Here is a 24,352-nt window from a genome sequence, read left to right on the forward strand (position 1 = left end):
TAGAATGGTAAAAGCGTACACTGCTAAAATATTAGATTTTATGATAAAGCTTGGCTATATAAAAACCAATCCTTTTACACACATAGATATGCCACTCACCGCTCCTTACTACACTTAAAAATCTCGTGAATTACACAAGAATGAAATAACTTCCAAGGTTATAATTACCTTAAAATTAACAAAATTTGTTATACTTTTAAGTGATTTGAATTAATATAACTAGGAGGATAAAAAATGCCGATTTTAAAAACTAAATTAACAGAAGTTTTTGGAGATCAAGCTACCTTTAGGGATGAATATCAGGAATTAGCCGTACGAAAAATGATTAATAAAGAACGAGTATTGGTTGTACAAAAAACTGGTTGGGGAAAAAGTCTTGTATATTTCTTGGCCACAAAAATACTCCGTCAGCGTGGGGAAGGTGTGACCATCATTATTAGTCCACTCTTATCCCTAGCACGAAATCAAATAGAAAGCACAGCAAAGTATAATATTACAGCCGAAAGTATAAATGGTCAGCAAAATAAAACACAAGCTGAGCGCATAGAAGTTATTAATCGTTGTAATAGTAGACAATGTGATGTTTTATTCATAACACCTGAACAATTACAAAAAGAAGAATTTATTCGAATACTTAGTCAATTAAGAATCGCTTTATTTGTAGTAGATGAAGCCCATTGTATATCAGACTGGGGGCATGATTTTAGACCAGATTATAGAAGAATCAAACAGTTATTAGATAGTTTGCCTAGCAATATTGGAGTTCTTGCAACAACAGCTACAGCAAACAATCGTGTTATTCAAGACGTTGCTAAACAGCTAGGTGATTGTGAAGTAATACGTGGTCCTTTACAAAGAAAGTCTTTGAAGCTACATAAAATTCATTTACCTACAACAGAACTAAAGTATTCTTGGATTTCAAAAAACATCGCTTCTTTTCCTGGGTCTGGAATAATTTATGCAACGACAATCAAAGAATGTGAACGTCTAGCACAGTGGTTACAATCAAATCAAATTGCTGCTTATCCGTATCATAGGGATCTTAGCGAAGATGTAAAAATAGAACTTGAACAAAAGCTAATTAATAATGAACTAAAAGTTCTTGTCTCTACCATTGCCTTAGGTATGGGATTTGATAAAGACGATATTAGCTTTGTCATACATTACTTCACACCAAAGTCTATGATTGAATATTATCAACAGATAGGACGGGCAGGTCGTAATATTCGCGACTCCTACTGCATTCTTTTATATGGAGGCGAGGAAGAAACAAGTATCAATGAATATTTCATTTATAATTCTTTCCCCAAACAAGAAGATATCGAGCAAGTACTTTCTTACTTAAATACTTGCGACGAGGCTAAAATGAGTGATTTATCCGCTAATATTAACATTAAAAGCAAAATATTGAAGCAAATATTAAAACTTTTATCTATTGAGGGTATTATAGCGAAAGACGGCAGTAATTATTATCGAACACCTAAACCATATTTTTCACAAGAAAATTATTATGAATCTGTTATTCAAATGAAAATAAAGGAATACAATGAGCTTTTAGCCTATCAAAATGACCATCGGTGTCTAATGCAGTTTATCACTAAATCTTTAGACGATCCTTATTCAAAACCTTGTGGACAATGTAGCAACTGTTTAAATTCATGGGCTCACACTATCGATACTGTTACAACTATTGAAAAAGATAAGGTTCAGGATTTCTTTAATAATCAATTTATTTTAATTGAACCACGTAAAAAATCAGTTCTTCCAGGTCGTGGAAATCTTGCTTATGTATCCGAAACAGGAATTGCTTTAAGTTACTATCATGAAGAATTAGGACAAGAAGCCCGAAGAGGTAAATATATCAATGAAGCTTTTTCAAATATTTTAATCGAAGCTTCTGCAAAAAAATTAAAAACTTACTTTTATAAAAACAAATTGAATTGGAACGATGTGGTTATTGTACCAATTCCATCCAACCGCAGATCGTTACTTGTTCCACAGTTTGCACAATCGCTAGCTAAAGCATTAAAATGTGAGTATGTGCACATTTTAGCAAAGAAGCCAGATGAACCTGAACAAAAAGCATTTTTAAATACTCAACATCAAGAAGCCAATATTCGAAACTATCTATATATTAATAGTCAGATTGATTTATCAAATAAACACATTCTTTTAGTTGATGATTTCGTAGACTCTAAATGGACATTTGCAATTGGCGCTGAATTGATAGCCACTAATTATAATAATGTCAAAGTTACACCATTTGCAATTTCTGATACTAGTGGTAGTGACTAAGAAAGGAGTTATTTATGCCTTTTTCAAACAATGAGCTAGCAACATATTTATTTTGCGCCCTACTTCCACATACCAAAACTACAGCCTTTACAATTCTTGAATGGAATGCAACTGTGAAATCTTTAGCACAAAATAATTTAGAACCTGAATTTCTATTAAACTGTAGCCCTAGTGAACTAATGAACGTATTAACGGAAGCAACAACTTCTCAAAAAACAAAAATCATAAAAAAAGTTGAGCACCGTCAAAAACTTGGCTTTTCGATGATCGAATTAGAGGAAGCCTTAAATCAAGGATACAATGTAGTATTTCGTTCTTATATGCCAAAACGTTTAAAAAAATTATCACTCAATCAAAGACCCGCTTTTTACTATTATATAGGTGATTTAAATATTTTGAATTCACCTCATGCTTTAAGTGTCGTTGGAGCTAGAGATGCTTTACCAGAAGAATTAAACAAGGTAGAAAGTATTTGTGAAGATGCGGCCAATAATGATGTCCTAGTCATTTCTGGTGGTGCTCGAGGAGTTGATAGTACCGCTACTAATGCTGCTTTAAAAGCTGGTGGCAAAGCTGTTATTTTCCCTTCAGACGGCCTATCTCAATGGATTAGAAATAAAGAGGTTCGCCAGTATATTCAAAATGGACAATTACTTATTATGTCTACACAGCCTATAAATGCTCGTTTTACAGGTCCCTATGCAATGCAACGAAATAAATTTATACACTCTACAGGAGATGTAACTTTAGTGGCTTCAGCAAAAATTTCAGGCACAAAAAAAAGCGGCACTTGGGAAGGTGTTCTAGAAAACCTTAAATTTAAATGGTCATCACTATACGTTATTGGTAGCAGTGAGGGTGTTGAAAAACTAAAAAGTGAAAACAGTTCTGTAGAATTTAATAGTATAAAGGAAGTATTTTTCTCCACTACTAAGCTATCCGAAATACTAGAAAATCAACTCAATAAACTGTTCATCAATGCTTTATCAGCTGGTATTGATAAAGAAGTGATAAAAAAAATCACTTTGAATGAAATTGAAAAAATAATGGATGACACCGAAAAGAAAACTGAAGTTAAAAAGTCTAGCAAAAAAGATGACCATACCGTTAAAAAACAGATGTCTATATTCGAAAATATGTAATACAAGTACCTCTGCACTTTTTATAGTGTAGGGGCTTTTTTCATACTATAAAATCGAACTCCTTAAATTTTCTTTCATAGTATGTAATGATTTCATCTTTTGATAAATCAAGAATTCTCGAATAATATAGTTTTTCTCCAAAACATTATATTGCACAATCTTCCGCTTTCCTAAGATTAAATTCCCTTTGGATAACGTTTCTTGAGAATAGTTTTAAAAAAGCCTACAAGATTTTTTAAAATTTCATTTCATTTTTTAGGTTCTAAGTCAAATGTTGGGGTGGTGTAATCTTTTAGCACGTTAACCCAGATGAACCCCGATATCTTTATACTTTAAATTTAATAAAATTTTTGCTCGAAAGTGATCGAAGCGTCGAAAGCCATATGCATTCCGTTTCATCACTTTTGTTTTATTATTAATGCCTTCCAAGAAGCCGTTGGAATAACCAAAACTAAAGCTATTTAAGATTTCAACTTGCCAGTTTTTAAATGTTTGAATTGCTTTTAAGAAAGCTGGTAATTTTGTCTCTTCTACCATACGGTAAAAAGCTTGTAATCGCTTCTTCACTTCTACGACATCATTCTTTATCTTTTGCCCAATCAAACCATTCACAATAGGCTTCCTTTAATTTATGAGCTACTTTTAATGTTTCAGACATTTCTGTATAGCGCTGTAAGTACCACTGTTTAGATGATAATTTAGATGCACGTTTATAAAACACTTGACTTATCGGCGCACTTCATCTTTTGCTCAATAGATATAACGGCTAAAATGAAAGCGGTCTGCCACAATATAACAGGTCTACCTAGCAATTGACGAACAGCTGCTTTAAAACTTGGATTCATATCCATGACCACTATCTCAACATCTGCTCCATACTGACTTAAGTAATTTTTTATTGTTTCTTTTTTACGATTCGGCAAAATATCAATCGATTGCGCGTCTCCGCATTCGCATTTTAAATGATTGATCTTTTGTATACGATAATCATGAATCTTCGATGTTTCTTTTTTACAAACTGGACATTGATGCGTACATTTAGGCAATTGTACATACAATGCGATTCGATACCTACTTCTTCTACTTTTGTAATCTCTACATCTTTTAATCCTGGGATATTCATGTTAAAATTCATTTGCACAGTTCACCTTTCTATTACTTGTTTCTCGACAATTCAAGTGTATATAAATCAGTGAATCTGTGCTTTTTTATGCGTGTAATTGTGTGAATACCCAAAAATATTATAGAATCGAGAAAGATATTTATAGATTTAAAAAAGAATGCTCACAGAAATCTGATGATGACTGGTGAGCCTTCTTTTGAAATTATAATAGCATATGATGTTTACTTGATTATGAGCTCAATAATTCTTGTTTAATAGTCTTCTTGAACATCTGTGATATACCATTTGCGGTCCTTCTTCTTCAGTTTAAACAATAGATTGTCCACACTGCTCTTATCATCCGACTCGGTCATGACTCTTACATGAACAGTAGCGCGATTCCGAAGAAAATCCATCTCGCTTGACTGAATATCCGCGTGCATTCTAGAACCTGTATAACCTAATAAATCCTCTGAGATTGGCATAAAATCTAACAATAATTCACCCATATCTACCCCTACAAGGGCATCACTAATAACACCTGTAAAACTCAAAACACTTTTAATCTTGCTCACTTCTGGATTATCAATTATCTCTAGCATTTTTCTAACATCTTGTTGATTATATGCATCGAAAAAATCATCAATACAATCTTCTGGTTTATCAAAATAACCCATGTACGAAAGAAAAATCCCTCCGCAAACAATGATAATCACAATAAATTTCCATTTAATCATTATAGTTATTAACCTCTTATTCAAACATATTTGAAATAACTGATTGCATTAAAACGATATAAAAAATAAAATTTAAAATGACTATGATTGCTAAAGAAATTAAATATGCATAGAAACGCTCTATTTTTTTAGATTGTTTCTGCAACGACATTACAACTACAAACATTGGAATTACTAGCATTACTAACAATAAACTGATAGCTAAGAATATAAGTCCTATATATACTGAATCAATTAGTATGGCTAAAATGGTAATAATTAATGTAATGATAGGAACAGCGAAGTAAGATGCGCACTGGCTTACAATTGTTTTAATACTCGCTTCAGGTCCAAATAAATTAGTGGTAATAAATGCAGAAAGCATACCAAAACCAATCATCAATAGCACGAGTAAGTCTAACTTAAATATTATGGAAGTTTTAGAAGGTAATTCAACAATCCCCAAGTCGCCTTCGTATCCCATATTCGATAAAAACGCATAAATTACAGCGCTGCATAACACTAAGTAAACGGCTATTGAAATAATATTTTGTTTAAAATGCGCCACTGTGTCAAAGAAATTTTTAGATGGTTGCTTCATTTGGTCCATAAAGTAGGACATATATTGACTTGATTCGTTTTTCAATTTTTCTAGTTTTTCATTACTGTTTATAGAGCTAACCATTTCCGTTTGTTGTTCATGCTTTGGCTGGTTGTCTTCTTTAACAGGTGCACTAGTTTGCGGTTGCGTAACCGTTTCATTTAAATTAGTCCCACACTTACCGCAAAAATTTCCTGTTTCTTGAGTAGGGACTGTCAATATTTTTGTGTAAATGACAATCCAACCTTTTCTTATAGATCATCACTTTTTGATTTTTAAATAGATTTGTTCGAAGGAATGATTTTGGTTTTTGGGAAGACCGTAGAAATTGCATCCACCATGCCTTTTAGGCCATCAGAGATAAACAGAAGCACTTCTTCGATACCTCGTTCCTTAAGTTCTGCGAGAAGTTCCTGCCAGTTGTACGCAGACTCAGTTGGTGTAATCGTATAAGCTAGGACTTCTTTTGACCCGTCCTCACGAATGCCAACTGCGATATAAACAGCTTCTTTAGACACTGTTTCACGACGCACTGGAATATACGTCGCATCTAAGTAAACGCAGACATAACGTGCGTTTAAGGGACGTTTATTAAAAGCTTCTACCTGTTCTCCGACCACTTTTGTCATGTTCGAAATCGTCTGCGGTGTGTAATGATGGCCATACATCTTTTCAATTAAACTAGCGATTTCGGACATTGTAATCCCTTTTTGGAAGAGATGAATGACCGTTGATTCTAGTGTGTCATTTGAGCGTTTATAAGGTGCGACGGTCTGTTGCTTGAACTCACCGTTGCGGTCACGTGGAATTTGGATGGTTAAATCACCGTATTCTGTATGTAACGTGCGTGAATTACCAGAGTTGAAGCCGATTCAATCATATTTTTCGTAATCTAAAAAAGCCGTCAGTTCTGTCGCAAGTAACGTATTGACTGCTGTTTCTAAATGCGTATGAAAAACTTCGGTAATATCTTGTTTTTTTACTAGAGCTTCGACAATTTCTGTTGTAAACTGATTCATAGGGAAGACCTCTTTTCTAGGATTGGTTGTGGTGACTTAATTCTACCAAGAAAAGGTCTTCCTTTTTTGTAGTTTTATTCATTTACACAAAATATTTTATACTCTCCAATTAAAGGGTGACTTGAAAAATAAATTTAAGGAGAATTAGATGAACTATTTAATTTCTAATAAAGAATGGATATTTTCAGGTATCGGTGTTCTAATACTTAGTGTTTTAATTGGATATTTAAAAACAAAAAGGGAAAGTAATCCAGAATTTAAAAACCTGAAAATTCTAAACGGAAATAATAATTTCCAAACAGATGGTGAAGTAAATATTAATAACACTACTAATGTGTATGGAGAAACCGATTTAGTAAAAAAAGATAGCCCCTTAAATATTTTGGCAAAAAAATTTTTTAATATATTTGAAAATCATGGGATCAAAAGAGGACAAATCCCTTCTTTTATCGATTCCAAATTTGAAATTAAATATGCAGATGTTGTGGATGAAGAGACTATAATTCCTAAGCTTAATGACGAATTGCTAGATTGGGTTGCAGATAAATTTTGTATTAAAAGAAGTTGGTTTGATGCTGATGAAGGAGATTATTATCATAATGAATTGTATGATAGTATTGACTGCTATAAGTACCACTGGCGTTTTCAACATCTATTTGAAGATTTAATCGATGAGTATAACCCTTATGATTATAAAAGTTTTATTAAAGTAAGTTTCTTTAAAAACTTTGAAGAATTCAAAGGAGATAGTACTGATGATAACGCTAAAGTTTTAATAGTTGTTGAGTTATTAATCGGAAAAACAACTACTGGTCCAATTTACAAATATATTCTTGTTCAGGATAATCTATTTTGGAGTTATAAGAAATCAAGACATGATTTAAAGAGAATGATTAGAATTGTAGAGCAATTAGGGATTCCAAATGATGGATATGATTTATCTGATAAAGAATTTATCGAAATAGTATCAAAAAAAGTAGTTCCAAGAAACATTTTAAATAAATTTAGACAAGTGACTTGGTATCCATATGATTTTAATGGATCTATCAACCATTTAATTAATGAGTTAGAGTATGAAAATGATTTGGAATTTAAAGAATCTTTAAAAGTAATAGATATGGAAATTCAAGAAATGATTGAAGATAAAAAAATTCAATTAATGAAATTATTAGATACAAAATAAATGCTTAAATAATCATTAATTTATAATCTATATAAAACTTGATTATAAGTTTATTGTAAGAAGTGGATCTGAGTCAAGATTCTTCAAAAGCTAAGTTTTTGTTTTTTGGCAATCATCATTTATAGAGTGTTCCCCATCCCGTATAGCCAGTCAAAGTGAAAAGAACCTTTGACAAACTACACGGGATGTAGAGCGGAAACTCATGGAGGTTGCTCCAAAACTATAGAACTTCTAGGATAGTCGTAGAATAATTAACTACTCTTTTGACACTACGTTCGATAAAATTTATTGAAGATAAATCTACTCTTTTTTTTCGCAAGAACCTATTATTTATTTACTAATTTTACAAGGAATTTTGATGATATTTTTAAACCAGTAATTGTACATAATTTTTGTTTATCCGATAGTGAAATATCATTTAAATATATATATCTTTTTACGACTTCTCTAATAATTTGCATTACAATAATATTATTTTTATTTTTGTTTACAAATAACTCTAACTCTTTGTAAGGGAAATCCTTATAGTATTCTATTTTAATAATTAAATTTATTAAACTTACTGCAACAGTTGGTATTTTTTCCTCAATCCTAGTAAATGTACGATCTAAATCTTCAGTACCCGCAGTTATAGCAATTTTCCATAGGTTATTATGTGTAATAATACTCGCTAATGTGTATACAAACTGTTGAGCAAACGCTGTTGATTTATCTTGAGTAATTGAATTTTTTTTACTTAAGAAATCTGAGATATGCTCTATCAACATGTCGGCTATTTCTTCAATTTGCGTGATTAACCAATGATTTAATCTTAGTCCTAATTGGTAATGTTCAGTACTTAATGCTATTTTTTCTTCCCTGTCCATAGATCCATAATAGTTTCTTAATATTTGACCTATTACTTCTAGCATTTTAAATGACTTATTTGCAGTATTTACCTCTTCAATAACTTTTTGCTTTACTTCATCGTCTTCTACATCCTCCAAAAAATGGCTTTCGTTTGGTAGATTCTCACCTTCAGATCGCTTTGATATTTTTTCAAAATCATCTTTGCTTTTATTTACATTCTTACGATTTGCTACAGCGTCCAGATCTGCATTTACTTTTGGAATAATAATTTTTGTACATAAATTGTTTATAAATTGTATTTCGTCTTCTAACTTACTTGGAGGTAAAGTATTTAAAAGATCTTTCGCAGCATTTAAAACACATTCTTTAATAACTGCCTCTTTAGAAAGATGAGTCAAAAACATAATTATATTCGCATTTTGTGTAACGTGAAGATTACTTGTTATATCAATTAACGCTTCTTTGATCTCAACTTTATGCAAATTTCGGGCAAAATATTGAGCAGTGAAAAAATAAAAGACATATGGATAATAAAACTCGAAACATGATTCCTTAAATCGAATAACTTTTTCATTGATAAGCTTATTTCTAATTGGATTAAATGGAATCTGATCAGGATTCATGTCATAATGTTCCAAGTGGTTTTCATGAAATCCCCTCCACTCATTTAAAGTAATTTTGTTATCTGGATGAATAGAAAGATAGTATGCGAAATCAGTTAAATATTGATATAATTTTTCTGTTTCATTAAACTCAATTTCTAAATTAACCAAGGAATCTTTTATTAGAATTTCGAAGTAATATCCATTCGAACTTTTTTCCAAATTGTGTGGTTGTCTTGATTCCATTGAGCTTAATATCATTAACATATATAAAGGATATTTTGGTACAAAACCATTTCTTAAAATAGGAGCCATACCATGTTTCTTTATATCAATCTCTTTTAAAAGTTTAGCCCGATCAATAGTCTCATGTTGTCCTAGCAAAACCCATTTCTCGATTAATTCCTCTTGCTTTTGATAACCAAACTCTAGAACTTTAAATCGTCTAATTCGTATACCTTCTTTTGTAACATTTAATACTAATTTAGGAGAGAGAGGAGTTTCAGAATCAGCAAAAATAATTATTTGACTAAAAAATTGAGATAATCTTTTAAAAAACTTTACTTTAGTATCATCATTTAATACACATTTATGCCAGTCTTCAATAATTAAAATTCTTTCAGTAGTATTTAGCTGTAAATATATATCAAGATCATTTAATGAATAAACCTCACCTATGGATTTTTCTATTAACTTTTCAATATTATGTGCTAACGTAGGATTTATTACCTCACTATTTATTAGTAAAGGATAATACCCTTCGCCTAATTTATACTGCATGATTATTTTCGATAAAGTGGTTTTTCCACTATCCTTTTCTCCACTAATAAGAAGTGTAGATTCTGTATCATTAGATATTAGTTCAGGAATATCTATAGTTTCTATTAATTCTTGCTTTTCATTCTCTTCGTGATAAATCATTTCTTCTAAATCAGGGAATACAAACAAGTCATTAAGATTTACTTTGTCTTTTCGAGGGTGACTTAGCGGAATAGCTGATTCTGTTAAAAAATCTTCAAATTCAGAATTAATCGATAGTTTACGAGTTGACGAAGTTCCATATTCTTGAGAAATTGGATGCCACATCTCTCTATCTCTATCATTTAAGCAATACATTCTAGAATTCCATGACATTGTAGATACCTTAAATTGATTTTTTTCTATATCGAACTTGAGTATATTGTACTCACTTAAACTCGGATCTGAATGTTCTTGTAATGTCCCACCTTCAACATAAACTACATTTTTGTTGTTCCAGTCAGTTTTTATAACTTCAGTTTTTGCATGTTCGTGCCCCGACAGTACTATGTTGGAAGCACTTTGTATTATCTCCTCAATCACCCTTTTATTATTAGGTTCTAACCAATGTGTAGGATGATGTAATAGAGTTATATTTATAGGACTTAAATAGCCTTTTACTTCATTTAAAAATTTTTCGTAGAATAACATTTCTCCTGGCTTTTCATGAATAGTTGTAATCCAAGAAGTATTCATAAGTATAAATGATACTTCTGTTTGATTAGTAACACAGTTAATAACCTTTACTAAAGGGTTGACATAAACTTCTTTAAGAGTTCTCCATTTACCATGATATAAATCAATAAATGAATTAAATTCATCTTGCAGTAAAATGTTTTTTTGATATATTTCATTCTCAATTAACGTTATATTATTTTTTACTTGTGGTAATATTGAGTTTCTAAATTCTTGTAACTGTACATTAGAAAAATCACAATCATGATTTCCAGGTATAAATATAAAATCGAATTTTAAATCAGGTAATTTTTCTTCAAGTTTAGTACTAATACCATCAAAAAAAGGTAAAGCTATCTCTTGGTATTCCTCTTTATCTCCTCTATCTGCTATATCGCCTGTGATTGTGAAAATAACTTGTTCTTGATCTAAGCATTCTGCTACTAATGAATCAAAGAATTTATCCCTTTTTTTTAAAAGTGAATTGTCTTTAGACTTCGAAAAATGAATATCAGATAATTGAATAATTTTCATATTCAGCCCTCCAGTGAACGTTACTTTTTTTACTATAATAACCTTATTTTCTAATTATCAACTTTATTATACATAAAATTGGGTATAAGTTGAAAATTTTTAAGAAATACGTTGTGTTGATTCGTATTCCCCCTCTACTTAAAACCAGTAGAAGCCAAAAAAGCATGAAGTAACTATGACAATTGCTACATTTCGAAGTGAAAAGGATAATTAAAATAACTCTTTATTATCAAAAACGGATTATGTACTTAACCTTCCTCTTTTAAACTATAATCGATGTTCGTGAGCAAAATATGATTCATGCGATGGTGAAAGTCGCTGCATTTCCGCATTTAAAGGAAATAAAGGATTTTAATTTTGATTTCCAACCAAGTATTAACCAGCAACAAATACTCGATTTTCAAAGCCTACGTTTTATCGAAGAAAAAATGAGAATATTGTATTCCTTGGTCCAAGTGGTGTCGGCAAGACCCATCTGGCCACAGCAATCGGCATTACTTCAGCTAAAAAACGAACAAGTACCTATTGTATTAAGTGCTATGACTTAATTCAGAATCTGAAAAAAGCACGTTTAGAAAACAGGCTAGAGAGTCGTTTGAAACATTAAACAAAATATAAATTATTAATCATCGATGAGATTGGTTACTTACCTATTGATCCAGAGGAAGCGAAACTATTTTTCCAGCACATTGATGCCCGTTATGAGAAACGTAGCACGATTTTCACAGCGAATATGAACTTCAAATCAAGGGATGAAATTTTCCCTGAACCGAAGTTAGTGAACGCGATATTAGATCGTATTTTACATCACGCAAGTGTTGTCACAATCGTCGGTGATTCATACCGATTAAAGCATCATTTAACCTCGGAAAATGAGTGATTTTGTACATCCTTAAACGAGCGAAAATGTACATATTGGTGTTGACATTTATACAATTACAACACATGGCGGGAGTGAACCAACCGTCTCAAACATCTATGCACACGTTACGAAGAAAGCGAAAGAAGAAGCTATTCAGAAGTTCGCCAGCTACATTGAAATGTAGTTGAGCTACTACGCTTTGACTACTTTCGTTTGATACTCAATGAAACTATATGACATAGACAAAATAAAAAACCCTTGATATACAAGGGTTTTGACGTTCATTGAAATCCAATGAAATCGTATTATGGAGACGGCGGGAGTCGAACCCGCGTCCCTTATTCGTTATTGCACCGCTATAACATCCGCATTGTTGTATCGTTGACTGCACCGTCATTTGAAACGGTGATATAAACGTACTGGCGGACAAATATCCGTTCAATGGTCGTACATTGCATAGTCGACCTTCTTACGAATCATCTTACGTTATTTGACAGCGGAAGTAAAGTCGATTTATCCGCTAAATATAAAATGTCATATTTTCATATGGCAAATTTTCCGTTATATCTTGCTTGATTGCCAGCTTCATCGCCCTAATACCTTGCTCACGTTTATTCTTATTATCATCCGTAAACTCTGCTCTATAACATACATAATACGACAACTCACGTATTTTTAACTCGCCATTTTCCGCAAAACCAGGTATAAACTTTCTTATATATCTAACATCTCCTTCAACTATATCGTAAGTTAAACCTGTCACCCTTGCTACTTCTGCGTAAACCATCAGTACCACTCTCCTTTACGTACCGAGTATAACGCCCTTGAAACCGCATTAGAATAGGCTCTCACGACTGTTTACTACTTGCGAAAAAAAAGTATTTACGGCACTTTTATTTTAAGCTATTATTTATGTAGAATTTGAAAAAACAAGTTACGAGCGCAGGGATTCCTGCGCTTATTTTTTTGACGCAAAACTGACGCAATAAACGAACATCAACATCTAAATATCCAAATATTGCAAGTGTTACTTTTGACGATTATTATTATGTAACGTATTTAATAACTTATTTTCAAATTCAGATAATGAATCTGATGAGATTTGAAGGTTTGTATTAATAATTTTTGAATTTAATTTACATTTTTCAGTAAACTTATTTTTGAAATCCTTATAAATAACAGCCATCTCACCCACTAGCGTTACATTTTCATTTTCTCTAGGTTTATTTAAAGTAAACATGAACGACTGTCCTGGAGCGATGAAAATTCCACTTAAAGAATTTAAAAATTCTATCAATAATTCTTCTTCTGCGATATCTTCCGAAAATTTAATAGATTCAATTGTTGCCCCTGTGTTGCCGTAGTTTTTTATCATAAGCAACTTTTCGGTACGATATCCAACATTTCCTACCACAGATGCTACTACATAAGGTCGATTTGCTTCATCTATCGATCTTTTGGTAACCTTTAATGATCTAACAGCAATTACAACTGATATTACAGAGATTGTGAAAGTCGCTAATGTTGTTAAAACAGCAATTCTTTGGTCAACTGTTAAATAGTTAATAAAATCCAATTAAACCCCTCTTTTCCTTCGTGCTACAAACCTAGTTTTATTTTAGCATTTTATTAACTGACTCTTAATATTTAAAACCGATAAAGTTTACATCATTTTCTCTTTCCTAACCCCCAAATGAAAAAAAGTTGTTTGTAAATAGCGAACAGCAGAAAGCGCCCGTTAGAATCGAGGGCTTTGGGGTCACGCACTTTTAACGCAAAAAAAGAACGATCATTAACGAAACTAATCGTTTTTGATCGTTTGTTCTTTTCGTTTTCTTTTTTCTCTCGCTAAAGTTGCGACTGAAATTCCCGTCTTTGCTTCGACTTCTTTATAACTATTCGATTCCAATAGCTGCATTGCAGTGTCTAAGCGTTTCTTATCAAATTTCTTCGGTCTGCCTTCTCGGAAATCATCACGCTGCTTTGCGATTGCTTTGCCTTCTTGAGTTCGTTCAATGATTAAATTGCGTTCCATTTCAGCTACAGCTAATAACGTAGTAAGAAAGAAACGTCCCATAGTTGTGTTCTCTAAGAGTCCGACGTTAAGCACATGCACACGTACACCGCGCTCGAATAACGCCTCTATAACCTCGATACCCTCTTTAGTGTTACGGGCTAGCCGGTCTAGTTTTGTTACTACTAACGTATCACCTTCTGTTAGCGATTCCATGACTTCATTAAATATCGGTCTATCCGTCTTAGTCCCTGTAAACTTCTCTTTATAGATTTGCGTACAGCCTTCCGATTCTAACGATTGAATTTGCGACTCTAAATCTTGCGCTACCGTTGACACTCGAGCATATCCGTATTTAGCCATTATATCGCCCCTAACTTTTGATAATAAGTTTTGATAACGTTTATAAGGCTATCTTATCGTATCGGCATAACGTTGTCAATACTGTTAAGTTTTGATAATGCGAGAGTGTCCAGAATCTTTGCGTTAAAATAGCGTCATACTGTAACCCCTCGAGTTTCAGACCGCCCCGTCCGATCCGACCGCCTGCCCCCTGTAATCAGCGTTAACATTACATTATATCACTTTACATAAAACGTAGCCATTACGGCTTTCTTCTATTATATGTATCGCAGAAATCTTCGTATTATGTAAAGTAATGTAAAGTGTTTTAGGTGCGCGTCCATCCGATGCCTCTACCCGTCAATTATGCGTCAGAACTAACGTCTACTATAGTTGCCTTTTCGACTTTCTTCTATATAATGTCGTCAATTTCGGAAGGTTTAGTAAATGACGGATTATGCCGATTGTCAAACGGTGATAATCGTCGAGAATCAAAGTGTTTTAATGATGCGTGCATTTCCGTCATCTGCCCGATAAAACACGTCATATACTCCGATATACTAGCGTCGAAAATGCGTTAAAATCGGACATATTCGGCAATGCTAATTTCGAGTTTCTTCTATATAATGCGTTGATTTTGCGTTATGTCCGATTACTAATATTTGAATTCGGAGTTCTAACGTAATTAGGCATAAAAAAAACGGCAAGCACCGCTGTAAAAGCCGATACCTGCCCGTTTGTCCTAACTTACTTGTGATCTCTCTCTCTCTCGATTAATTTCGCTAATCTGTATGCAATATCGTCGATATCTGCATCTTCACGTAATATAATTTGATCAGCTAACTTTGCGATAGTAATTCCACCGCCCGAGCGTCCTTCGTCATATTCCTTAGCCTCTCGCGCAGTAAGAACTTTTTCTGATTTATGCAACCGAGCTGTATACCCATCATATGGTACAGAATCTAATCCGCTATAGTGCGATTTCGGATTACCGCCTTTACCGCCGCTGTCATAACCTAGCCAACCACCAACTGTCGATACCGTTGCACTTATTCCGTTAGTTACCCAGTCAGGTAATTTAGCTCTACCAATAAAGTCGATAAAGTCTTTTACATATCCATAAGCTGTATTCACCCACCCGCTAAGTGTTTCGAACCAGCCTTGCACGATTTTTAGCGAACCAGCAAAGTTGTCGAACGCATTTTTCGCCGCGGTTGTGATAAAGTCGATAAATGGCACTAGGACGTTATCCCATAAACGCTTAATTATAGTCGACACTAATTCAAATAATAGCCCTAACCCAGTTAGTATAGGTTGTGCTATTGACCATAAAGTCGAGATCAGTTGCACTAAAAACGAAATGGCCGGCATGATAATGTTATTAAATACAACCATAGCAATATCGCCGAGAACCTGTAACATGTTCCAGAAACCGCTCAAAAACGGCTCTATGATAGACCAAGCGTTTTTTAATACGCTAACTATCGTGGACCATGCCGTAGAGAATATCTCTTTCAAACGGTCGAATGTCGGGGATAACTGCTCTATTTTTTCAGCAATATACGCTTTTACTTCACCGAATTTAGATTTAACGTTAGTTATAAATTCCGAGATTTTCGCCTTGATTCCGTTAATCTGACCGTCTACTTTCGTAGCCATCTCTGGCGATAGCCCTAGCGCAGTTAATAGATTAAGTGAGCTTCCACCAGTCGCTAATGTTCCTAGACCGCTGAATACACTCTTTACTTTATCGAATGCGTCCTTTAGCTTATATGAGAAGCTTATAACTGACTGTATTTGATCTTCACTAAATCCGGCTGACTCAAGCAGATTTCTTGCTGTTCCGTATCCTTTAAGACCGTTTTTAAGTATTTCCGATACGGCTTTAAAGGCGCTGCCAATTCCGTTTATGGCATTTCGGAATGTTTCTGACTTTTTATAAGCTGTTGCGAAGGTTAAAACGACCGCTGTAATTGCTGCAGCGACTAATCCGATAGGGCTTACTAACAGCGAGAAAGCTGCGCCTAGTGCGGTTAAGGCCATCGATCCGGCAACTAATGATAATAAAACGCCTAAGAATGTACCTAGCGGAACTAATAAAGGCTTTAAGAATGATAGCGATTTTGCGAAACTAAAAAACGCATCGGTAATTCTAGGTATATAACTCGCCAATCCGGACAAACCTTTTAATCCAGCACGTAAAGCCGGGACAAGTTGTTTAAATATGGCTATCGCAGCATCCGATAAGCCGGATTTAAGCGTATCCCAGTCGCCCTTTAAATTGTCAGTCATTATTTTATATAATTTCTCGAGTACGCCACTTGAATTACTGATGTCGTTTTTCAGTGATCCGTATTCTGCACCGAGTCCCGATAGTAGTGCCTGAAACGTCTTTAAATGTTCCTTGCCGGCAATCATAGATATCGCTTGGTTGCGCTGTTCTTGAGTCAGTCCTGAAAGTTTATCTTTAACCTTCATTAATCCAGCCTCTAGACCAATGAAATTACCTTGTGCATCCCACATAGATAAACCGAGTTGCTTCATTGCCTTTCCGGATTCTCCACCTTTTGTGGTCATGTTAGTGAGGATTGCGTTCATTGCTGTACCGGCTTCTGCGCCTTTATATCCACGGTTGGCTAAGATACCAAGTAATGATGTAGATTCCGCTAACGGAACATTCAATGAAGCAAACTGACCACCGGATATTAGAAACGCATCCATTAGTGACTCGATTTCAGTATTCGATCTACGAGAGGCTTGCGCTACCATGTCGAGATAGCCAGGTAAATCCTGAACAGTGAGTCCCATCGCCGCCATCGAATCAGTGACTAAATCTGACGTCCTACCCAATTCCATATTTCCTGCAGCAGATAATTTCAAAATCGGCTCTATCCCACCGAGCATTTGTTGCGTATCCCATCCGGCTAATGCCATGTAACCCAACGCATCCGCAGCCTCAGACGCACTTTTATTTGTATTCGCACCCATTTCGCGAGCTTTCGCCTCAAGCTTCGCCAAGTCTCCGCCTGTCGCACCTGAAACGGCCGCAACTTTTGACATCGAGGCTTCAAATTCAGCGCCAATACCAACAATTGATTTAGCAAGCGAACCCACCCCAACTGCTGCACCCAATCCGGCTAGCTTACTTTTTAAACCGTCCATTTGGGACCCTGTTGACGTAGCAGTATTGCCAAGTTGACTTACGGATTTTTGCGTTTTCGATACACTTTCGCTAACAATACGACTTGATCGATTAACGCTATCCATTGATTGCGTTAATTTCCGCAGCATAGCCGTACCTTGATCGCGAACCTTGAATACGGCGGTAAGGTTCATTGCCATACTTTAGCACCTCATCTCTAGAGCTGCATTAATACGTTCACATACAACCTTAAACTCCGCTAATAAGTCTTGACCTTTTGCTTGCTTAGTCGCTAATACTAAACCGTTTAAGAACAGGCCAGCCTCATATCTAAAACTTTTGTCGTATCTGACCATGTACAATAATTGCGGTTTTAATTCCTCCGCTCGAGCGGCTACATCTGCGCTAACCTTAAAGTCGTTGCGCTCGAAGTCGTTAATTACGCTGCCTGCCCGTAAAAATAATCGTTGTTGAGCCGTTAATTTTTTCAATTCCGCATCCCCCTTGCGTTTTTTGGCATATAAAAAGACGCCCTATTCAGAGCGCCTTCTACTACCTTTGCTTACGTTCTAATTCTTTTCGCTGTTGTTCTTCTTCCTCCATCACGGCCATTTCTGACGCATACATAAACGTCCTGTAACGCTTCTTCATCGCGTAAACTTCATGCGGTGGTATGTGGTGATTTTGGAAAATGCGGTGCAGCAAGAATGCCTCGCCACCCGCCTTTATTAGTTTTTTACTTCATCGATCTCGTCATCTTCATCGTTAAATCCTGATAATGATAATACTGCAGTCTGAATATGTGCAATTTCACCGGCTAATAACGCCTTTTGTACGCAATCTCCCGCGTCAGATGCTTTGTAATACTCTAACAATTGCTTATCTGCGAAGTTCGGCTCAACCGTTGCTTTAACAATAAGTAAACGTGATACTTCTTCCTCGTTCACTTTTAGCTCCGTTTTCTTTCCGTTCTTAACAGGATAAGTTGCTTGATCACGAATCTGATCGATATCTTCGCCAGTTAGTGCCTTGATAGTAATAGAATCGCCTAAACGTTTAATAAATACCTCTTCTGTAATTTCTACTGCGGGCTTTGCCCCTAAAAATGAATCTAAAATTGACATTTAATCGTCTCCTATTCGGTTTATTTTTTTAGTTGGACTTTTTACGTTTGAAACAAAAAGAAGCCTGCGAAATTAATCGCAAGCCTCCGGGAAATTGTTACGCTAAATTCTTGATACGTCCGTGCGCTGATTCTTGTTTGAACTCTAATGTATATTCACCAACGATAAAACCACGACGATTGTCGCCAGTGACTGCAGTGTCTTGGTGATGGAAACCGCGACTACCCAACGGCTTAATTTTTGTACGGTTAATATCGATGAAGAATAATTCCGTCGGTTTTACGTTATCGTTCATGATTACCGGGAACTGGCCGAACTCTGTAACGATATGATCCACTACTTGACCACGGCTCGTTTCAGCTTGAACGATTCGGATTTTGTCACTTTGGAGGTCGCTGATTGCACGTTTTTGATTAGTCGAGACAATAAACGCATATTGACCGCCGCTCGCTAGTCCGCCTTTTTCAAACACTGATTGAACTAAATCTCCTAACATTTTAACCGTCACCGATGCGCCGGACGCGTCCATAACATTCGTCTTAATTAACTGACGTAAACCCGCCATGTGACGAACAATGCCATTGTCTAGCTTGATCCCGTTGATTAGTGATTTTTCAAGCTGTAATGCTACCTCTAACTGTTTCTTCGCTTTTTCGTAGTTATAAAGGTCATCTACCCCGTACTGCCCAACCTCTTGCGCTGAACCTGTTACTTCTACTGATTCCATAAAGATTTGAGTTACGTTATTTTGTGGAGTACGCGCCTTGTATCGCGATTTCGGTGCGTCTGCTCCCTCCGGTGTCATATCGTATTGGAACTCGATTTCAGCATCTTTTACGATTGCAGCTGCAGTAGTTTCCGCATAACCACGTTCTACTGTCAGCTTTTTAGCCACCTTATCAATCGCAGTAACAAGGACTAGCTCCTCGTCAATCTGTGCAACTGAATGAATTACGAACGGCTCCACGCTTGCTACTGTTAATTCTGTCGCTGTTGCAGTTGCTGCGGCTGTTACCTTCGTTTTTGTATCAAACATTTTATCTTCGTACCACTGGTGGATTGTATTTGTTACCGGATTACTAAAACCAAGTAAATTAATTAAAGGTGTTTGATTTGGATTGAGTAAAAGTACCTCATCTACTACAGATTCTTTCTTACCTACTAAGTTTGTTGTATTGATTGCGTTTGTCATTATTGTCGTCCCCCAAATTGTTTGAATTTATGTTTTAATCCGCTGAATGTAGCAATATCTTCTGGTGAACCCGTGCGTTTGGCTTTAGCCTTCGCTTGATCGAGTACAACCTGTTGAACCGTTTTATCTCCACTACCGCCGTTTGTAGGACTCCCTATTGTTGGCGGCTTTGGCTTCATGCCACGCAAAATGACGAGCAGTTCGTCTAGTGCATCGCCTTCTAGCTTTGTTGCGTCCAAGAACGGTTGTAATTTATCGAAGTCTTTAACGCCCGATTGTTCGACCTTCTGCGCGAATATCTCGGCTTTTTGAGTCGCCTCTTGCTCTGCTATTTGCGCTTTTAGCGCCTCAAACTCAGCTACTTGCGCTCGTAACTCGTCAATTTCCGTTAGCTCTGTCGATTGATCGGTTACTTGTTCCTCGATTACTTCTTGTTCCGGCTGTACTGTTGTTTCATCTGTCATTTTCCTTTTCCTCCTAAGTTTTAATATGGGATACTACGGTGTGTTTATGGAACACTCACCGCCCTTCCAGTTTCAGCGGTCGTGGGTAACGATTTCCGCTGATTCTTTATTTCTAACGCGTTAAAATAAGTTGGTTGATAGTTTATACGTAGGAATCGTCCTCGAGCCGTTTTAGTACGGATTTCAAGCCCCTCCGCAGTCTGACTGGAATTTTGAATTGTATTGCGTGTAATTTACCCTCGCGAGTGTGGTAAGTTGCCATGACCGCGTAATCCTTCCTGGCTTTGATACGCTTAATTGCGGTAGGGTATCCCGTGCCAACATATAAGGCGTAGAAATCGTCATCCATTCTCCACGCCTCAAATTCTCTGTTCATTTTCGTCATACTGCAGCCTGCTTCTGCTTGTCCATAAGACGTCTATACCACGCATTGCACTCTTCTCGTTGGAACTCATATAACTCGTCATATAGCCCCGCATAATCACGATTACCTCGCGCCGCCAGTAGTTTAACGAGTGGCGCAACATCGTAAGGATTATATTTTGTCTCGATAAATTCGAGGAAACTACGATCATTTTTCATTCGATTTACACTGATATCGACAACAATTATGTTGCTTATCGTGTTAGCACCGCCTGCTGACATCGGTATGACATGCTCGAGAGATAAATCGTTGCTAAATCTGCCTGTATACGCACATCGTCCGCCAGCTAACTTAAACAAATACATAACATCGTCGTAAGTTAAATCGTTCGTGACTCCGAATTGCTCTGCTTTTCTATTTGCGTGTCGGAAAGCACCGCGCGCTCTATTTTCAAGCGATGCCATACGATATCGAGCGTCCTTACGTTCACATTCTATGCAGTGTGTTCGCTTCATGCTGTAAAAATGTTTGGTTTTAGTACCGCATTTTGTGCAAACCTTCATTGTTTTCTTTGTCATAGTCATCATCCTTTTCATCTGTTAATTTTTACTGCACATATTCAACGCTAACGGTCAGACCGTTTCGCGCGATTATCTTGTTTAACTCCATTAATAAGCGAGCATTAGGATTTTGATGTTCGTAGTTGTACTCTCTGGCCAGTGGCTCACTTGTTGTAATCACTGCGATTTCTGTTTTTTTGTAGTGTTGCAAGACCTTACGCAGCGAAACAAATGCAGGGAATACGAGGTTTCCGTTATGATAAACCTCACGGAATATACTTTCGTCAGGCAACTCAATGACAACTTCTACTGTCGCCGGCCCTGTTTCTGTTACTTTTTGTTTAATGGTTAGTGTCATGATCGTTCTCCTTTTCCTTTGTTTAATTGAACTGCACCATAATCGCAGCTAATTGCTCGCCTGTGCCCGCAAAGATTGTTCGAGGATTGACTGTAATACGTTTCTCACGTCTGTCTCGCGGATTTTCGTAGAAGTTAAATACTACTTGTCCGTCTATCTGAACACGGTTCAATGCGGTTTTTAACTTACCTGCGTTTGCATATCCCAATAGAACCGCAAGTTTCTCTAATCCCATCGGGCGTAGGCGATCCTTGTCCGTTTCGTCTGGATTGAAGCAAATTGTATTTGTTTCGAAATTTAAAAAAGGCATAACTGAGTAGACTAGCGCAAGCTGTCCAACCGTTCTGCCGTTTGTTTTCTCATATAAGTCACGTATCGTTTTCTTGAATAAACGCGTGTGTTGCATATCTGATACTGCGTGGCTGATTGTCTTTACATTCCCTCGATAAAACACCGTTGGATTCATAAAGATACAATCATCTCGTTCTGCTAAAATCTCCGCCTCTACGTAGCGTTTGAATAGTTCGCGTGAGCGTTTTGTACTTAATCCCATCAACTTTTCAAAGCCTTCACGGTCAATCACTCGACCATTATCGTACTGAATGCGCCCTGTGTTCCATGCGATGTAAGTACCGAGGTACATCAGTCGTGCAATATCAGAATTGTTGAGTGTTGGGAATCGTTCGCTTATCATGCGCGACTGTTTAAAGAAGGTGAATACGAAGCCTCCGTTTTCTACCTCATGCTCTTCCAAGATACGTTTAGATTTGATTACTTTACATTGACCCTCTGTACGGCGAGGCACTAAATCGTGAACATACTTATCTCCTAAGTATTCGCCAGTTTCTGTAGCGTAAGGCTTTCCGTCAACTACCACGTAATCTAGCTTTTGCGCTACTGCCTTTTGTCTTGTATTCGGGTGTAGCTGTACAAATTCTTTTCCTGTAATTGCTGTTGTCATAGTCATCGTCCTTTTCATCTGTTATTTTTGTAATGCGTCGACAAGCGATTGAATTTCTGTGGTTGCTGCCATAACCTTGCGACTTGCTTCGAGCAATGCGGAACCGGCTCTACTTGCTACTGCGTCAGAAAGGCGACGTTCTTCACGTTCGATTGCGCCTAGTGTTGACGACGATATTCCGAGTTTTCTCGATAATTCTCCTTGCGTAATTCCTAGTGCCTCACGGTACTGCTTGATTTGATGTGCATTTAATTTCACGGTAAGACGCTCCTTTCTGACTTCGTAGTATTTTTAACACCACAATAAAGCCAATTAAAAAAGACGCCCGCAAATGGACGTCTTGATTTTATGAATTTACTTCCCTCATATAGCATAGATAACAAACCACGTATTTTGGTAGTAGCAATCAGATATTTTATGAAATAGCTTGCTTTATTTTCTTCTTCCCTACTTAAATATTAATACGTCAGTTTGTGACTCTTTTTTTGATACGCGAGAGCATTTTTCTTACACTTTCCGGACTTTTCTCTAATCTTTCTGCTAAATAATCACGTTTTATAAGTGCTGCACCATTTGCACGACAGCTGTAGTTTGTTAAATCTTGTACTTTTCTATCCGCAAGTATAATATCGTGTGCCTGTTGGATAAATTCGACTTGTTGCTTCGATAATTCATCTAAATGTCTTTCTTTTATTCCTGGTAGAATAGCTCCGTAAAGATTAGCAGGAAAATGTTTCTTAACAAATAGTTTAACGGTTTTATCTTGACCGTTTACTCGATAGATGCGTTTCATGCCTTTGCGTTCAAGTTCTAACTCACCAAATTTAGTAGAAAATGCCGAGTTCACATAACGCACAATTTCTCGCTCTGATTTCGTTGTATCGACATAGCCTAGAGCGCGTTCTAGCGCTTGTACGATGTTTTTATCTACTTGCTCCGCAGCTACAACTGCAGCACTTTCTTGTGCAGTGATTTTATCGCGGAAGTTATGATAACCTCGATAAAATCCACTGAAATGGTGATCGTAAACGTTTTCGAGTATTTCATCACGTCTGGCATCGATTTTTTCGAATAGAGCCACGGTTAGTCGATAATATTCAAGTTCCTCGTTATGTTTAATCACTTCCGCACCGAAGTCAATCCCGTACTCGTACTTCAAAGCGGTTATATAATAGCAAAAATCCTCATATTCTGCTCCTCTAGGAACACCGATATATTCCTGTAATGCAAAGTCACGTAACACTCTAATGCGATATGAAATGTAATATTCATGGCGCGGTAAGTCGATTCGCACTTTCAATGCATTGCCTTCTATTTGATGCTGGCGTGTTGGGTCGTTCATAAAATCGAAGGTAGTTCCGTACAAAATTTCATCAATTACTAATCTATCACCACTGTTTTGGTAGTTTCTAATTCGTTCTCTGAAATCGTTAGTCATAGTCATCGCCCTTTT

General features: G+C 36.0%; 19 protein-coding genes, 1 tRNA gene and 3 pseudogenes. 4 read left to right on the forward strand and 19 right to left on the reverse strand.

All coding sequences use genetic code 11. The features are described from left to right. Positions 1–234: 234 nt before the first annotated feature. Together ACMZ42_RS09250 and ACMZ42_RS09255 are read left to right on the forward strand one after the other, a co-directional pair. Positions 235–2,295 carry a RecQ family ATP-dependent DNA helicase gene (locus tag ACMZ42_RS09250; RefSeq protein WP_415731264.1) on the forward strand — a complete coding sequence of 687 codons (2,061 nt, stop codon included), beginning with the start codon at positions 235–237 and terminating at the stop codon, positions 2,293–2,295. 113 nt (positions 2,296–2,408) lie between these two features. After that, complete coding sequence (locus ACMZ42_RS09255) at positions 2,409–3,437, forward strand: DNA-processing protein DprA (RefSeq protein ID WP_415731265.1); 1,029 nt, start codon at positions 2,409–2,411, stop codon at positions 3,435–3,437. A gap of 300 nt (positions 3,438–3,737) precedes the next feature. Here ACMZ42_RS09255 and ACMZ42_RS09260 read toward each other — a convergent pair. The 4 genes and pseudogenes from ACMZ42_RS09260 to ACMZ42_RS09275 form a co-directional block, all read right to left on the reverse strand. Next, a pseudogene (locus tag ACMZ42_RS09260) lies at positions 3,738–4,572 on the reverse strand (ISL3 family transposase). A 239-nt stretch (positions 4,573–4,811) separates the two neighbouring features. After that, positions 4,812–5,276 (reverse strand): hypothetical protein, encoded by a 465-nt coding sequence (locus ACMZ42_RS09265; RefSeq protein WP_415731266.1) that lies wholly within the window; start codon positions 5,274–5,276, stop codon positions 4,812–4,814. A gap of 16 nt (positions 5,277–5,292) precedes the next feature. Next, on the reverse strand, positions 5,293–6,075 hold the full coding sequence (locus ACMZ42_RS09270) for a hypothetical protein (protein WP_415731267.1): 783 nt from the start codon (positions 6,073–6,075) through the stop codon (positions 5,293–5,295). Between the two features lie 83 nt (positions 6,076–6,158). Then, positions 6,159–6,875: pseudogene (locus tag ACMZ42_RS09275) on the reverse strand (IS256 family transposase); the annotation flags it as partial. Between the two features lie 148 nt (positions 6,876–7,023). Here ACMZ42_RS09275 and ACMZ42_RS09280 point away from each other — a divergent pair. Continuing rightward, a complete protein-coding gene (locus tag ACMZ42_RS09280) occupies positions 7,024–8,058 on the forward strand; it encodes a hypothetical protein (RefSeq protein WP_415731268.1) in 1,035 nt (344 codons plus the stop codon). A 326-nt stretch (positions 8,059–8,384) separates the two neighbouring features. Here the strand turns inward: ACMZ42_RS09280 and ACMZ42_RS09285 are convergent, their stop codons facing one another. Beyond that, a complete protein-coding gene (locus ACMZ42_RS09285) occupies positions 8,385–11,516 on the reverse strand; it encodes a metallophosphoesterase (RefSeq protein WP_415731269.1) in 3,132 nt (1,043 codons plus the stop codon). A gap of 272 nt (positions 11,517–11,788) precedes the next feature. On the opposite strand from ACMZ42_RS09285, the pseudogene istB reads away from it, so the two are divergent. After that, positions 11,789–12,396: pseudogene (istB, locus tag ACMZ42_RS09290) on the forward strand (IS21-like element helper ATPase IstB); the annotation flags it as partial. A gap of 290 nt (positions 12,397–12,686) precedes the next feature. Here the strand turns inward: istB and ACMZ42_RS09295 are convergent. The 14 genes from ACMZ42_RS09295 to ACMZ42_RS09360 form a co-directional block, all read right to left on the reverse strand. Then, positions 12,687–12,745: transfer RNA gene (locus ACMZ42_RS09295), tRNA-Ser, on the reverse strand. Between the two features lie 153 nt (positions 12,746–12,898). Next, entirely contained in the window at positions 12,899–13,165 is a 267-nt protein-coding gene (locus ACMZ42_RS09300; protein WP_415731270.1) for a hypothetical protein, read from the reverse strand. A gap of 240 nt (positions 13,166–13,405) precedes the next feature. Then, positions 13,406–13,954 (reverse strand): hypothetical protein, encoded by a 549-nt coding sequence (locus ACMZ42_RS09305; RefSeq protein ID WP_415731271.1) that lies wholly within the window; start codon positions 13,952–13,954, stop codon positions 13,406–13,408. A gap of 225 nt (positions 13,955–14,179) precedes the next feature. Beyond that, a complete protein-coding gene (locus ACMZ42_RS09310) occupies positions 14,180–14,755 on the reverse strand; it encodes a recombinase family protein (RefSeq protein WP_415731272.1) in 576 nt (191 codons plus the stop codon). A 726-nt stretch (positions 14,756–15,481) separates the two neighbouring features. Then, positions 15,482–18,070 (reverse strand): phage tail tape measure protein, encoded by a 2,589-nt coding sequence (locus ACMZ42_RS09315; RefSeq protein ID WP_415731273.1) that lies wholly within the window; start codon positions 18,068–18,070, stop codon positions 15,482–15,484. A 9-nt stretch (positions 18,071–18,079) separates the two neighbouring features. Next, a complete protein-coding gene (locus ACMZ42_RS09320) occupies positions 18,080–18,367 on the reverse strand; it encodes a hypothetical protein (RefSeq protein WP_415731274.1) in 288 nt (95 codons plus the stop codon). Between the two features lie 237 nt (positions 18,368–18,604). Beyond that, positions 18,605–19,000 carry a phage tail assembly chaperone gene (locus tag ACMZ42_RS09325; protein WP_415731275.1) on the reverse strand — a complete coding sequence of 132 codons (396 nt, stop codon included), beginning with the start codon at positions 18,998–19,000 and terminating at the stop codon, positions 18,605–18,607. A gap of 97 nt (positions 19,001–19,097) precedes the next feature. After that, positions 19,098–20,192 (reverse strand): DUF5309 family protein, encoded by a 1,095-nt coding sequence (locus ACMZ42_RS09330; RefSeq protein WP_415731276.1) that lies wholly within the window; start codon positions 20,190–20,192, stop codon positions 19,098–19,100. Further along, on the reverse strand, positions 20,192–20,656 hold the full coding sequence (locus ACMZ42_RS09335) for a hypothetical protein (protein ID WP_415731277.1): 465 nt from the start codon (positions 20,654–20,656) through the stop codon (positions 20,192–20,194). Before ACMZ42_RS09335 ends, ACMZ42_RS09330 begins: the two co-directional genes overlap by 1 nt. A gap of 381 nt (positions 20,657–21,037) precedes the next feature. After that, entirely contained in the window at positions 21,038–21,604 is a 567-nt protein-coding gene (locus ACMZ42_RS09340; protein ID WP_415731278.1) for an HNH endonuclease, read from the reverse strand. Between the two features lie 22 nt (positions 21,605–21,626). After that, complete coding sequence (locus ACMZ42_RS09345; RefSeq protein WP_374966160.1) at positions 21,627–21,938, reverse strand: hypothetical protein; 312 nt, start codon at positions 21,936–21,938, stop codon at positions 21,627–21,629. 22 nt (positions 21,939–21,960) lie between these two features. After that, positions 21,961–22,899 carry a hypothetical protein gene (locus ACMZ42_RS09350; protein ID WP_415731279.1) on the reverse strand — a complete coding sequence of 313 codons (939 nt, stop codon included), beginning with the start codon at positions 22,897–22,899 and terminating at the stop codon, positions 21,961–21,963. Positions 22,900–22,920: 21 nt separating this feature from the next. Next, a complete protein-coding gene (locus ACMZ42_RS09355) occupies positions 22,921–23,157 on the reverse strand; it encodes a helix-turn-helix transcriptional regulator (RefSeq protein WP_415731280.1) in 237 nt (78 codons plus the stop codon). A 208-nt stretch (positions 23,158–23,365) separates the two neighbouring features. After that, a complete protein-coding gene (locus tag ACMZ42_RS09360; RefSeq protein WP_415731281.1) occupies positions 23,366–24,337 on the reverse strand; it encodes a hypothetical protein in 972 nt (323 codons plus the stop codon). Positions 24,338–24,352 lie beyond the last annotated feature (15 nt).

Source organism: Lysinibacillus sp. NPDC056185 (assembly GCF_047737915.1).
In the GTDB taxonomy this organism is placed as follows: Bacteria; Bacillota; Bacilli; order Bacillales_A; family Planococcaceae; genus Lysinibacillus.

Excerpts from the sequence above, each read along its gene's own strand:
- ACMZ42_RS09250 (WP_415731264.1), top strand. The coding sequence starts at position 235 with ATGCCGATTTTAAAAACTAAATTAACAGAAGTTTTTGGAGATCAAGCT.
- ACMZ42_RS09265 (WP_415731266.1), bottom strand. The coding sequence starts at position 5,276 with ATGATTAAATGGAAATTTATTGTGATTATCATTGTTTGCGGAGGGATT.
- ACMZ42_RS09280 (WP_415731268.1), top strand. The coding sequence starts at position 7,024 with ATGAACTATTTAATTTCTAATAAAGAATGGATATTTTCAGGTATCGGT.
- ACMZ42_RS09285 (WP_415731269.1), bottom strand. The coding sequence starts at position 11,516 with ATGAAAATTATTCAATTATCTGATATTCATTTTTCGAAGTCTAAAGAC.
- ACMZ42_RS09300 (WP_415731270.1), bottom strand. The coding sequence starts at position 13,165 with ATGGTTTACGCAGAAGTAGCAAGGGTGACAGGTTTAACTTACGATATA.
- ACMZ42_RS09310 (WP_415731272.1), bottom strand. The coding sequence starts at position 14,755 with ATGGCTAAATACGGATATGCTCGAGTGTCAACGGTAGCGCAAGATTTA.
- ACMZ42_RS09315 (WP_415731273.1), bottom strand. The coding sequence starts at position 18,070 with ATGAACCTTACCGCCGTATTCAAGGTTCGCGATCAAGGTACGGCTATG.
- ACMZ42_RS09325 (WP_415731275.1), bottom strand. The coding sequence starts at position 19,000 with ATGTCAATTTTAGATTCATTTTTAGGGGCAAAGCCCGCAGTAGAAATT.
- ACMZ42_RS09330 (WP_415731276.1), bottom strand. The coding sequence starts at position 20,192 with ATGACAAACGCAATCAATACAACAAACTTAGTAGGTAAGAAAGAATCT.
- ACMZ42_RS09335 (WP_415731277.1), bottom strand. The coding sequence starts at position 20,656 with ATGACAGATGAAACAACAGTACAGCCGGAACAAGAAGTAATCGAGGAA.
- ACMZ42_RS09340 (WP_415731278.1), bottom strand. The coding sequence starts at position 21,604 with ATGACTATGACAAAGAAAACAATGAAGGTTTGCACAAAATGCGGTACT.
- ACMZ42_RS09345 (WP_374966160.1), bottom strand. The coding sequence starts at position 21,938 with ATGACACTAACCATTAAACAAAAAGTAACAGAAACAGGGCCGGCGACA.
- ACMZ42_RS09350 (WP_415731279.1), bottom strand. The coding sequence starts at position 22,899 with ATGACAACAGCAATTACAGGAAAAGAATTTGTACAGCTACACCCGAAT.
- ACMZ42_RS09360 (WP_415731281.1), bottom strand. The coding sequence starts at position 24,337 with ATGACTAACGATTTCAGAGAACGAATTAGAAACTACCAAAACAGTGGT.